This is a genomic window from Pseudomonas mendocina (genome assembly GCA_037482215.1).
GTDB lineage: Bacteria > Pseudomonadota > Gammaproteobacteria > Pseudomonadales > Pseudomonadaceae > Aquipseudomonas > Aquipseudomonas mendocina_E.
Genome location: CP148074.1, coordinates 3,102,387 through 3,114,513, shown reverse-complemented (window position 1 = coordinate 3,114,513; position 12,127 = coordinate 3,102,387). Strand labels below are relative to the sequence as shown.

At 53.3% G+C, this 12,127-nt stretch carries 14 protein-coding genes; 8 read left to right on the top strand and 6 right to left on the bottom strand.

The features are described from left to right. Positions 1-70: 70 nt before the first annotated feature. The 7 genes from lepA to pdxJ all read left to right on the top strand — a co-directional run bounded on the left by lepA (position 71) and on the right by pdxJ (position 6,260). Positions 71-1,870 (top strand): translation elongation factor 4, encoded by a 1,800-nt coding sequence (gene lepA / locus WG219_14525; protein ID WXL24529.1) that lies wholly within the window; start codon positions 71-73, stop codon positions 1,868-1,870. A 5-nt stretch (positions 1,871-1,875) separates the two neighbouring features. Beyond that, positions 1,876-2,730, top strand: a complete 855-nt coding sequence (lepB, locus tag WG219_14520) for a signal peptidase I (protein ID WXL24528.1) — start codon at positions 1,876-1,878, stop codon at positions 2,728-2,730. A 100-nt stretch (positions 2,731-2,830) separates the two neighbouring features. Beyond that, complete coding sequence (locus WG219_14515) at positions 2,831-3,208, top strand: DUF4845 domain-containing protein (GenBank protein WXL24527.1); 378 nt, start codon at positions 2,831-2,833, stop codon at positions 3,206-3,208. After that, positions 3,205-3,894 (top strand): ribonuclease III, encoded by a 690-nt coding sequence (rnc, locus tag WG219_14510; protein WXL24526.1) that lies wholly within the window; start codon positions 3,205-3,207, stop codon positions 3,892-3,894. The genes WG219_14515 and rnc overlap by 4 nt, the downstream gene beginning before the upstream one ends. Then, the gene (era, locus tag WG219_14505; protein WXL24525.1) at positions 3,887-4,789 is read left to right on the top strand and encodes a GTPase Era; all 903 of its coding nucleotides are present in this window, start codon (positions 3,887-3,889) and stop codon (positions 4,787-4,789) included. Before rnc ends, era begins: the two co-directional genes overlap by 8 nt. Before the next feature lie 39 nt (positions 4,790-4,828). Beyond that, positions 4,829-5,521: a DNA repair protein RecO gene (recO, locus tag WG219_14500; protein WXL24524.1), complete on the top strand. Its 693-nt coding sequence runs from the start codon at positions 4,829-4,831 to the stop codon at positions 5,519-5,521. Continuing rightward, positions 5,514-6,260 (top strand): pyridoxine 5'-phosphate synthase, encoded by a 747-nt coding sequence (gene pdxJ / locus WG219_14495; protein ID WXL24523.1) that lies wholly within the window; start codon positions 5,514-5,516, stop codon positions 6,258-6,260. The genes recO and pdxJ overlap by 8 nt, the downstream gene beginning before the upstream one ends. On the opposite strand, the gene WG219_14490 is transcribed toward pdxJ, so the two are convergent. The 5 genes from WG219_14490 to WG219_14470 form a co-directional block, all read right to left on the bottom strand. Then, positions 6,257-7,039 carry an ABC transporter substrate-binding protein gene (locus tag WG219_14490; protein WXL24522.1) on the bottom strand — a complete coding sequence of 261 codons (783 nt, stop codon included), beginning with the start codon at positions 7,037-7,039 and terminating at the stop codon, positions 6,257-6,259. The genes pdxJ and WG219_14490 overlap by 4 nt on opposite strands. 168 nt (positions 7,040-7,207) lie before the next feature. Continuing rightward, complete coding sequence (gene cmoB, locus WG219_14485; protein ID WXL24521.1) at positions 7,208-8,176, bottom strand: tRNA 5-methoxyuridine(34)/uridine 5-oxyacetic acid(34) synthase CmoB; 969 nt, start codon at positions 8,174-8,176, stop codon at positions 7,208-7,210. Then, positions 8,173-8,916 (bottom strand): carboxy-S-adenosyl-L-methionine synthase CmoA, encoded by a 744-nt coding sequence (gene cmoA, locus WG219_14480; GenBank protein WXL24520.1) that lies wholly within the window; start codon positions 8,914-8,916, stop codon positions 8,173-8,175. The genes cmoB and cmoA overlap by 4 nt, the downstream gene beginning before the upstream one ends. 104 nt (positions 8,917-9,020) lie before the next feature. Further along, positions 9,021-9,677 (bottom strand): lysoplasmalogenase, encoded by a 657-nt coding sequence (locus WG219_14475; protein ID WXL24519.1) that lies wholly within the window; start codon positions 9,675-9,677, stop codon positions 9,021-9,023. A gap of 114 nt (positions 9,678-9,791) precedes the next feature. Continuing rightward, the gene (locus tag WG219_14470; protein ID WXL24518.1) at positions 9,792-10,181 is read right to left on the bottom strand and encodes a protease inhibitor I42 family protein; all 390 of its coding nucleotides are present in this window, start codon (positions 10,179-10,181) and stop codon (positions 9,792-9,794) included. Between the two features lie 168 nt (positions 10,182-10,349). Between WG219_14470 and WG219_14465 the strand changes: the two genes are divergently transcribed. After that, complete coding sequence (locus WG219_14465) at positions 10,350-11,120, top strand: AraC family transcriptional regulator (protein WXL24517.1); 771 nt, start codon at positions 10,350-10,352, stop codon at positions 11,118-11,120. Position 11,121: 1 nt separating this feature from the next. On the opposite strand, the gene WG219_14460 is transcribed toward WG219_14465, so the two are convergent. Beyond that, on the bottom strand, positions 11,122-11,979 hold the full coding sequence (locus WG219_14460; protein ID WXL24516.1) for an HDOD domain-containing protein: 858 nt from the start codon (positions 11,977-11,979) through the stop codon (positions 11,122-11,124). Between the last annotated feature and the right edge of the window lie 148 nt (positions 11,980-12,127).

Below are 12,127 nucleotides of genomic sequence, written 5' to 3'. Positions count from 1 at the left end.
GCGGGGTTTCAGGTAAACTTCGCGGCTATTTTGGCGGACTGCCGCCTGTAACCTTTTTGAGTGATGATCCGTGAGTGATTTGAGTCATATCCGCAACTTCTCCATCATCGCCCACATCGACCACGGTAAGTCGACATTGGCTGACCGTTTTATTCAGATGTGTGGCGGTCTTGCTGATCGCGAGATGGAGTCCCAAGTATTGGACTCCATGGACCTCGAACGCGAGCGTGGAATTACCATCAAGGCCCACAGCGTTACCCTCTACTACAAGGCCAAAGACGGTAAAACCTATCAGCTGAACTTCATTGATACGCCGGGCCACGTTGACTTTACCTATGAGGTGAGCCGTTCACTGGCCGCCTGCGAAGGGGCGCTGCTGGTGGTTGATGCGGGGCAGGGGGTTGAAGCTCAGTCTGTAGCCAACTGCTATACCGCTATTGAACAGGGCCTGGAGGTAATGCCGGTCCTGAACAAAATTGACCTGCCGCAGGCTGAGCCTGAGCGTGTTAAGGAAGAGATCGAAAAGATCATCGGCATTGATGCGACTGATGCAGTGACATGCAGCGCCAAGACCGGCCTAGGTGTCGATGAGGTACTGGAGCGACTGGTTCATACTATTCCAGCACCTGAAGGCGAGATTGATGCTCCGCTGCAGGCGCTGATCATTGACTCTTGGTTCGACAACTATCTGGGCGTTGTGTCTCTGGTTCGTGTGCGTCAGGGCCGTGTCAAAAAAGGCGACAAAGTTCTGGTCAAGTCCACCGGTAAGGTGCACTTGGTCGACAGCGTTGGCGTGTTCACACCTAAGCACACCGCTACAGCTGATCTAAAGGCTGGAGAAGTGGGCTTTATCATCGCTGGCATCAAAGACATTCATGGGGCACCGGTAGGTGACACACTGACCCTCAGTTCAACGCCTGAGGTCGAAGTTCTGCCGGGTTTCCAGCGTATCCAGCCGCAAGTTTATGCCGGTCTGTTCCCGGTCAGCTCCGATGACTTTGAGGACTTCCGCGAAGCGTTGCAGAAGCTCACGCTGAACGACTCGTCGTTGCAATACACCCCGGAAAGTTCCGATGCATTGGGCTTCGGTTTCCGTTGCGGCTTCCTCGGCATGCTTCACATGGAAATCATCCAGGAGCGCCTGGAGCGCGAGTACGACCTGGACCTGATTACCACGGCGCCGACGGTAATTTATGAGCTTGAACTGAAGACGGGTGAGACGATCTACGTTGATAACCCGTCTAAGCTGCCAGATATTTCGGCAATCATGGACATGCGTGAGCCTATTGTCCGCGCCAATATCCTGGTGCCGCAGGAGCACTTGGGTAACGTGATTACCCTGTGTATTGAAAAGCGCGGTGTGCAGCGTGATATGCAGTTCCTGGGATCGCAGGTTCAGGTGACCTATGATTTGCCGATGAACGAGGTGGTGCTGGACTTCTTCGATCGTCTGAAGTCGACCAGTCGCGGCTATGCTTCCTTGGACTACCACTTCGACCGATACCAATCAGCTAATCTGGTGAAACTGGATGTTTTGATTAACGGTGACAAGGTTGATGCATTGGCCTTGATTGTTCACCGTGACAACGCTCACTACAAAGGGCGTGCGTTAACGGAGAAGATGAAGGATCTGATTCCACGTCAGATGTTCGACGTGGCAATTCAGGCAGCCATCGGTGGTCAGATTGTTGCGCGTACAACAGTCAAGGCTTTGCGCAAAAACGTATTGGCCAAGTGCTATGGCGGTGACGTAAGCCGTAAGCGCAAACTGCTCGAAAAGCAGAAGGCTGGTAAGAAACGGATGAAGCAGGTAGGTAACGTGGAGATCCCACAAGAAGCCTTCCTTGCTGTACTGAGGTTGGAAAACTAGGCCCTATGTCATTCAATTTCCCGCTGTTACTGGTCATCGCCGTTGCCGTCTGTGGTTTGTTGGCGCTGTTTGATCTTGTGTTCCTGGCCCCTCGTCGTCGTGCAGCCATTGCGGCTTACAACGGACAGGTGAGTGAGCCGGATGAGGTCGTGATCGAGCGTCTTAACAAAGAACCTTTGCTTGTGGAATACGGCAAGTCGTTCTTCCCTGTGCTGGCAATTGTGTTGGTGTTGCGCTCATTCTTGGTTGAACCGTTTCAGATCCCATCTGGTTCGATGAAGCCAACCCTTGAAGTTGGTGACTTCATTCTGGTGAACAAGTTCGCCTACGGTATCCGTCTACCGGTGTTGGACACCAAGGTGATTGAGGTGGGCAACCCGCAGCGCGGCGATGTAATGGTGTTCCGTTATCCCAGTGACCCGAACATTAACTACATCAAGCGGGTGATAGGTTTGGCCGGCGACCGGATTGCCTACAGTTCGGACAAGCGCCTGACTGTTAATGGTGTGCAGGTTGCTGAAACACTGATCGGTGATGAACCTGGAAGCTTGGGCAGTGCAGTGCTGTTCAAGGAGAAACTGGGGGAAGTTGAGCATCAGATCCGCAAGGAAATGAAGCGCTACCGGGTTGAGCCAGGACGTGAATGGGTTGTGCCAGAAGGTTATTACTTCATGATGGGGGATAACCGTGACAACTCAAACGATAGCCGTTATTGGAATGATCCGAACATTCCACAACCTCTGCATGGCATGGTTCCTGACCAAAATATTGTGGGCAAGGCATTCGCGGTTTGGATGAGCTGGCCGGATCCGAAATCCAGCAATCTTCCCAACTTTTCACGCGTGGGCCTGATTCACTAATTTGTGGGTTGAACAGAATGCTGCTTCGGCAGCATTCTCTGTTATGCGCAGTCCTGTCTAAGCCGCACGGCAATCAATAACACTAAAAGGTAGGGGCAATATGAAGTCTGCACGTTCACAACGGGGCATGTCGTTTCTCAGCTGGCTGGTTGTTTTAGGCCTAGTAGCGTTTATTGCCAGCGCTCTGTTCAAAGTTCTGCCGCATTACTTTGATTTTATGTCGATGGAGAAAATCATCACCTCCGTTGAGACTGACAAGGCTTTGGAAATTAATACCGTGGGTGAGTTCTACTCCCACATAACTAAGGGTATGCAGGTCAATAATATTCGCGATCTGAATGCTCAAGATGCAGTGAATATCAAGATCGAAAACAACCAGTTCTTGGTTCACGTTAAGTACGAGAAACGTGAGTCCCTGATTGAGAATATCGATCTGGTTGTGAGCTTTGATAAAGAATTTCGTGTGGGGATGCCGTGAGTGTTTCGTTAAGTCGGCTTGAACGCCGGCTGGGTTATACCTTCAAGGACCAGGATCTGATGGTGCTGGCCTTGACCCACCGTAGTTTCGCAGGGCGCAATAACGAGCGCCTTGAGTTTCTCGGTGATGCCATTCTGAATTTTGTTGCGGGTGAAGCTCTATTTCAACGCTTCCCCATGGCCCGGGAAGGGCAGTTGTCACGTCTCAGAGCTCGATTGGTAAAAGGGGAAACCCTGGCTATATTGGCTCGGGGCTTCGATTTGGGTGAATACCTGCGTCTGGGTTCAGGCGAGTTGAAAAGCGGCGGTTACCGTCGTGAGTCGATCCTTGCTGATGCGCTTGAGGCATTGATCGGTGCAATCTATTTGGACTCTGGTATGGAGGTTGCGCGTGAGCGCGTGCTGGCCTGGCTAGAGGGGGAGTTGGAAGGTTTAACGTTGGTTGATACCAACAAAGACCCGAAGACCCGTTTGCAGGAGTTTCTGCAATCCCGCGGTTGCGAGCTACCCCGCTATGACGTGGTAGATATTCAAGGCGAACCGCATTGCCGGACATTCGTTGTTGAGTGTCAGGTGACCTTACTGAATGAAAAAACCATGGGCCAGGGCGGCAGTCGGCGAATAGCCGAGCAGGTCGCGGCGGCGGCAGCGCTGATTGCCCTAGGTGTGGAGAATGGCAATGACTGATACACCTGTTACACGCTGTGGCTATGTCGCCATCGTCGGCCGGCCCAACGTGGGCAAGTCGACATTGCTCAATCATATTCTCGGGCAGAAGCTGGCCATTACTTCGCGTAAGCCGCAGACCACTCGGCACAACATGCTGGGTATCAAGACCGAGGGTGATGTGCAGGCGATCTACGTGGATACGCCCGGCCTGCACAAAAACAATGAGAAGGCACTCAACCGCTACATGAACAAGAACGCGGCCTCGGCACTTAAAGATGTCGATGTGGTGATTTTTGTGGTGGATCGTACCCGCTGGACTGATGAAGACCAGATGGTGCTTGAGCGTGTCCAGTATGTTCAGGGGCCGGTGATTCTGGCAATTAACAAAACTGACCGCCTAGATGACAAGGCTGAACTGATTCCGCACCTGAAATGGCTGGCCGAGCAGTTGCCTGATGCTGAAATCGTTCCGGTTTCAGCTCAGCAAGGCCACAACCTTGAGACGCTTGAAAAGCTGGTGGGGGAACGTCTTCCTGAAGGGATCCACTTCTTCCCAGAAGATCAAATCACTGACCGCTCTGGCCGTTTCTTTGCAGCAGAACTGGTTCGCGAAAAAATCATGCGCCAGTTGGGGGCTGAGCTGCCTTACCAGATTACGGTTGAGATTGAAGAGTTCAAACGTGAAGGTCGCATTCTGCACATTCATGCGTTGATTCTGGTGGAGCGTGAAGGGCAGAAGAAAATCATCATTGGCGACAAGGGTGAGCGCATTAAGCGTATTGGCCAAGATGCGCGCCGGGATATGGAGTCGATGTTTGACACCAAAGTCATGCTGAACCTGTGGGTCAAGGTGAAAGGTGGCTGGTCCGATGATGAGCGTGCATTACGTTCGTTGGGCTTCGACAACATCTGATCCATTCCGGCCTGAGTGCCGGTTCGCCGAGTAAGCCTTATGCTGGGTCAACCTGCCTATGTTCTGCACACCCGGGCCTATCGGGAAAGCAGCGCGCTGGTTGACTTTCTGACTCCGCAGGGCCGACTGAGAGCTGTGTTGCGGGCTGCTCGGGGTAAGAAGGGCAGCCTGGCGCGTCCTTTCATTCCGCTTGAGGCCGAGTTTCGCGGCAATAGCGATCTCAAAAGCGTGTCACGCCTTGAGCCCGCCGGTATACCTAATCTTCTTTCGGGGGAGGCGCTGTTCAGCGGTATTTACCTCAATGAACTGCTGATTCGCCTTTTACCTGCAGAAGATCCGCACCCTGTACTGTTTGAAACCTACGCACTGACCGTTGCTGCACTGGCTCAGGGGCGTCCGCTTGAGCCATTGTTACGTGCTTTCGAGTGGCGTCTGCTGGATGAGTTGGGCTATGGTTTCGCCCTCGATATTGACAGTGAAGGCGTTCCTATTGCGTCTGCCGGTTTATATCGGCTGGATAATGAGAAGGGGTTGGTGCCTGTCGGGCAGTTGCAACCCGGTGTTTTTCATGGAGCTGATTTGCTGGCAATGGCTGAAGCTGACTGGAGCGCGGTGGGTGCGCTGGCGGCGGCCAAGCGATTAATGCGCCAGGCATTAGCTCCCCATTTAGGTGGCAAGCCGCTGGTAAGCCGCGAACTTTTCATGGCGCTCAAGGAGCCAAGTCGTGACTGATGCAAATCGTATTCTGCTGGGCGTAAATATCGACCATGTGGCCACACTGCGCCAGGCTCGTGGCACCCGCTACCCTGACCCAATTAAGGCCGCGCTGGATGCTGAAGAGGCGGGGGCGGACGGTATTACGATCCACTTGCGTGAAGATCGTCGGCATATTCAAGAGCGCGATGTGCGAGTGCTTAAAGAGGTCATGCAAACGCGCATGAACTTCGAGATGGGCATCACCGATTTCATGCTGGATTTTGCAGAGCAAATTCGCCCTGAGCACATCTGTTTGGTGCCAGAAACCCGCCAGGAGCTGACCACTGAGGGTGGCTTGGATGTAGCGGGGCAGGAAGATCGTATTCGTGCGGCTGTGGAACGTTTGAGCCGTATTGGTTGTGAAGTGTCATTGTTTATTGATGCAGAAGAGCGCCAGATTGAGGCTGCCAAACGCGTTGGTGCTCCTGCTATCGAGTTACACACCGGACGCTATGCCGATGCGGTGACTGTGCAGGATCAAGCGCTTGAATTGGCGCGGATTGCACAGGGTGTTGAACTTGGGCTGGAGCACGGCTTGATCGTTAATGCCGGTCATGGGCTGCATTACCACAATGCTGAAGCGGTGGCGGCCATTGCGGGTATCAATGAGCTGAACATTGGTCATGCGCTTGTAGCTCACGCTCTGTTTGTCGGTTTCAAGCAGGCTGTTGCTGAGATGAAAGCGCTGATTGTCGCTGCGGCAGAGCGACGTTAACGGCTTGTAACGGGGGAGGGGGAGCGTAACCCGGGCACTTCCTCTCCTGGCAGCCACCGTTGGTAAATTTTACGGAATGTGCCATCGCGCTTCATTTCATCGAGTGCTTTTTGCCAGCGCTCAATTTCATTGTCGTCAGTTCCTTTCCAAAAACTGATATAGCCGTAGGCGCGCCGGTATGGATAAACCGCTTTAACGTCTTGGCGGCTTAGATGTCCAACCAGTGGTGCTGCGTTGCCCTGAGCATGAAAGCTCAGATTGTCGGCGAGTATGAGTTTGACTCGGCCCTGTCGGAGTAGGTGGAACATTTGCGCGGGCTCGGTGACACCGAGCAAGTTTTTCATGCCATCGGCATGCAGTTCCTGATAGCTGAACCAGTCTCTTGGCACTGCAATGTTGTCGATTTGAGCCAGTTCCTGATCGTTTCGAATGCTGATATCAGTCGTCTTAAGTGCGTAAAAACTGTCCATCGATACCATGATGGGCCCCACCCACTTGAACAGTGGTTCACGCTCAGCCGTGCGCATGGTGACAAACGCTGCGGTGTCAGGATTATTCTGGGCAGAGTGATAGGCGCGAGACCACGGCACCACGTGTATTTCAGCTTTACGATCGAGTCGCTTCAGCAACTCACTGACCACTTCAGGTGCAAGTCCGTGGATATGGCCTTCATGGGAGAAGCTAAGAGGCGGGTACTCCTCTGTGTACAGCTGAAGTGCTTGTGCTGCGTTCAATGACAGCCAAGCTGCTATAAGAACTGCAGGCTGATATGCCTTCATTTAGCAATGCCCCGAGCGGAATTAGCGTAATCCACAAATGTGGTCACTCTTACTTACCATGCCGCTCGGCTGATTGTCCTACGATTTCCTTTGTGCGGCTATCCCTATGCCGCAGAAGTTTTTGCCTCAGCGGCCCTCACAGAACTGCAAGATCTTTGCACAGTTGAGTCAGGGTTTTCTTGCCAGAATGACTGCACGAGTCGGTGAAGGGAGGCCTTCGATCGTTCGGCTGTGATCGCTTGGGTCAAGGAAATCGGGCAGCGACTGGAAGCGCATCCAGTCGGTAGCACGTTGTTCTTCAATGCTGGTGGTGCTTACATCTACACAGCGGACATCTACGTAGCCGGCCCGCCGTAGCCATAGCTCAAGCGCAGGCACTGAAGGCAAGAACCACACGTTACGCATCTGTGCGTAGCGGTCTTCAGGAACGAGAACCTGTTGAGCATCCCCTTCGACAACCAGGGTTTCCATAACCAGCTCGCCACCTTTTACCAAGCAGTCTTTGAGATCAATCAGGTGGTCGATTGGTGAGCGGCGGTGGTACAGAACGCCCATGGAGAAGACGCAATCGAAGCCTTCCAATTTGGCTGGCAGCTCTTCAAAAGCCAGCGGCAGGTGCCAAGCGGGGAGGTCGGGTAGGTAGTTCTTCATGGCTAAGAACTGGCAAAGGAACAACCAGTTGGGGTCGATACCGACCACGCTTTTGGCACCAGCGCCGAGCATGCGCCACATGTAATAACCGTTGCCGCAGCCAACATCAAGGATGCGTTTGTGTTTGAGGTTCAGGTGCGGCGCAACCCGTTGCCATTTCCAGTCCGAGCGCCATTCAGTATCCACATGCACGCCAAACAGATGGAATGGGCCTTTTCGCCAGGGAATTAGCCCCTTCAGGGCGTTTGTCAGGGCTGCGCGGGTGTCGTCGTCGCAGGCCCCGTTAAAGCTGAATTCTTTAACCAGCTCAAGCTGTTCAACTGTCAGCGGAGGGAGAGCCTGTACAGCGCCATACCAGCGGGCTAGGTCACCATGACCGATGGCTAACTTGCGGTCAATTTGGCCAGGCAAATCGGCTGCCCAGTCTTGCAGGGGGGGGCCTGCAAGTTGGGCTTGCAGTGTGTCTAAGTCAAAGCGGTTGATCATGGCAATGCAATCAGGGAGGCGAAGTTAAGGCACTGGAACCAAGGAACGACCTGAGTGAAACCGGCTTCAAGCAGGCGCTCGCGGTGTTTCTCGAAACTGTCCGGGAGCATGACTTTTTCGATGGCACTGCGTTTCTGGGCAATTTCCAGTTCGCTGTAGCCATTGGCGCGTTTGAAGGCAATGTGCAGGTCTGTTAGCAGGTCATGCTGACTGGCATCTTCGAAACGAAGTTTCTCAGATAGGATCAGGGCGCCACCTGGCAGCAGTGCTTGATGGATCTTTTTGAGCAGGTTGCAACGATGTTCCGGCTGGATGAATTGCAGTGTGAAGTTCATCGCAATCAGTGAGGCCGGTTGGAATTCAAGTTCAAGAATATCGGCTTCTACCACTTCGACTGGCAGCAACTCTTGAAACATGGAGTCCTGTGCGTGCAGATATTCGCGGCAGCGCTCGACCATCGCGCTGGAGTTATCCACGGCAATGACCTTGCAGCCTTCAACTTGCACATGGCGGCGTAATGCTTGTGTGACGGCGCCAAGTGAGCTGCCAAGGTCGTACAAAACACTGTTGGGTTGCGCAAACTGGCCAGCCAGCACGCCGATGTTTTCGACAATGGTGGGATAGCCCGGAACAGAGCGCTTGATCATGTCCGGAAAAACCCGCACCACGTCCTCGTTGAACACGAAATCAGGCACCTGATCCAGAGGCTGAGCAAAAAGACGATCGGGTTGTTTGGTCACGATGGGCTGCGCATGGTTTGGGAAAGCCGACCATTTTAGCCAACATCGGCGCTGAGCTGAACGCTGATTGCACAAATGGTCGGAAATAGCTGCGCAGAATTTGCCTACGACGGGTTATCTGGCCTTTCTGTGGCTTGCGAAAATGCTGATGCGGCAATTCCCCACTGGCCGAGCCAGTAGGTGGTGATAATGGTGAAGGTAGAGGCCTCGAACGGCCAAACGAAGCGGTTGATGGCGATCATGCCGTCAGATAAGACGAAGAGTGCGGCTCCGCCAGCTGCTAACTGGGCAGAACGAACGCTTATGCCAGGTTGGGTCAGGCGGGCTAATGCTCGCCAAAGCATGATGCTGATGACCAAGGCGTAACAACCTACCGGAATTAACAATGGTCCAAGGTTGTAGATAGAAACGATGGCAAACATGCCGCCGCCTGTCAGCAGTGCGACGAGTAGGGCTAGCCAGGCTGGGCGTTTACAGTCGATGATATAGGCGCTTAAGTAGGCCAAGTGGGCTATCAGGAATGCACTCAGCCCGAACACGAACAAGTCATCGGGCCAATCGAGCAACAGGTCGCCGGCCAGCGAGAACAGTAAGCCAATGCTGATCCAGCGGCGGTATAGGCTGGCTGGCGCCTCGCGCAGCCATAGAATCAGCAGGATGACCGGGATGCCTTTGCTGATGAAGCTTAAAGCATGCAGGTCGTTGTACTGTGCGTAGAGATAAGCAGCGGCTGCCATCAAGGCGAGCAACAGATAGCGCATGGTCTGCGTCCTTATTATTGTCAGGGGCAGACTATGCCTGTTTGTCAGGGATTTGACCAAGCTTCCTATGCCAGCCTAGGCGTCAATGTGCGCCAATCCCCTCTATTAGATGAGTCAGTGCGCTGCCAGTTTGCAATTGAAGCTCTGTGCGGGTGCTACATTGGGTTCCCAGGGTTGGGAATAGGCCAGTTTCAACTCGGCCTTGCCCTCGTTAGCAACGCGAAAACGCCAGGTGGAAATTCCGCCACTGCCCACTAAGCCTGTGTCTTCCGGGTTTGTGTAGACCTCAGGGCCAAGCTTTTCGAGCACGGGGGCTCCTGCGTCGAGCATCTTCCAGCGAAAACCTGTGGTGGGGTTGCTGGGCAGCGTCAGAATAAATTGCTGGCCGACATACAGGTCCAGCGGGCATTTGCTCTGTTGATCGTGCTGGAGAGTGACTGTGGCGGGCTTGTGCGAGCAAGCCGCAAGCAGGGTGAACGCAAACATGAACAGCAGGCGAGGCATGACTGACTCCTGATTCTTGTAGTGCGGACAGAATATCGGTTCCTGAACGCCAATGCTAAGGGGGGGCTAAAGGGTACCTGAAGATTGTGTCGGGTCGTTTGTCATGTCGACTGTAGTCACGGCGGGGAAAAGGGTAAAGTAGGCAAAGGTACTACTAGGTTGCACCTTATGCTGACTGCCCGTCTGATGAGGCTTGATGATCAGGCCCACAAACATACCCATGATCACCACCAGCTCGTGATGTCTTTGGCTGGGCGGGCGGAGTTCGAGGTAAACGGTCGTGGTGGGGAAGTCAGCCGAATGCAGGCTTGCTTAGTACCCGGTGATGCAGGGCATCAATTCGCAGGGTTAGGTGATAACCGCATGCTCATCATTGATTTGGATGGGCAAGGGGCATTGGGTGATGATGCTCAATTGCTCTCGCGTTTATTTGAAAGCCCACGCTACCCGCAGTTGGACACCGATTTCCAAAACTTGCTGAATTATGCCGGTGCTGAGTTGCAGCGCTATGGTTCTGACCCTGTATTAACTCGTGATCTCAGCGGTTTGCTGCTGCGGGCGCTGTATTTGCGGTTGTTTGGTGAGCAGCCCGCTCCGCGTGTCAGTGGCCTCAATATCGAACAGCTTGATAACTACATCGCTAAGCACCTGTTTAGGCGTATTAGCGTTGCAGAGCTTGCCCATACTGCATGCTTGAGCCCAAGCCATTTCCATGCTTTGTTTAAAGACAGCCTAGGGTTAACCCCGCATCAGTATCTGCTCAAGGCCCGACTGGATCGAGCCAGCCAACTACTGCGTGAAAGCAGTTTGCCGCTGATTCGTATTGCCGAAGAGTGCGGCTTTTCCAGTCAGAGCGCTTTGACGACCGCCATGCGCCGCTATCTAGGCTTAACCCCTAAACGCGTACGCGACAGTGCAAGTCTTGGTTGGAATGAATAACTCAGCGAAGTGACTGGGCGAGCAGCTGAATGTCATGTTGATGGCTGCTGAGCAATTTCAGTGTGCCGTCGTCATCGATTTCATTTAATGGGGGCGGAAGTTTTTTCCAGGCAGGCAGCTCCTCCAATGACGGAAGTTCATCCTCGGATGCACGGCCTTGAGCGATGTGATGAAGCGCCAAGTTGACCACGTCAATCACTTGTAAGGTGTTGCCCTTGGTGTAAAACCAATTGCCGGTCTCGCGGGTTATCTCGATATATTCATCATCAACAGCCCACTTTTTCAGCACGATGACCCCCAGAGATTTTCCGTACTCTCGGCAAAGTTTTTCGTAAAGCGCTTTGCTGGGGATCTCTTCTGCGCTCTTGAAACCCGATAGAACAGTAAGGCTACCCACTTCACTGAGCAGGCTGGCTAACAGGGCATGCTCAGCGCTGATTCGACCAACCAGCCGGGCGAGCATTGCGCTGGTGCTGGCTTTGTTAATCAGCCTTTCCCATGCTTCTAGGAATAGGTTCTTATGAGCCGCGCTGTGCAAGGTAAATAAGCTTTTGACGCTGTGTAGCATGGTGATGCGACCCACTTCGCGGAGGCCGAGTTGATTAACCACATCATTAAGCGTTTTGGGCGCCTGGACTTGGCGATACAAAGGGCTGGATGCATGCTTCATCAGCAGTGCACTGAGTCCAGGATCACGGCTGATCAGGCCTACAAGAGCCGAAATCGAGATCGTGTCATCATTCAAAGCACGGCGAATTTCCAGCGTTATGTTAGGAAGGCTTGGCAGCTGTTCCTGATCGTGCATGAGTTGTGTCACTAACCGACGGTAAGTCGAATAAAGCGATTGTTCCGCCTGCAAAGCCGGGCTCCTGATAAGAGTATGTTAATAGTCTAGGACGTTTCAGATGAACGTGGGAGTCTCATCTGTTTATTGAGGAAACCTGATCGCCTTTCGACGGAATAGGACTTTTTACGGGGCTCTGGGCTGCGATTTTGGAGTTTTTTGA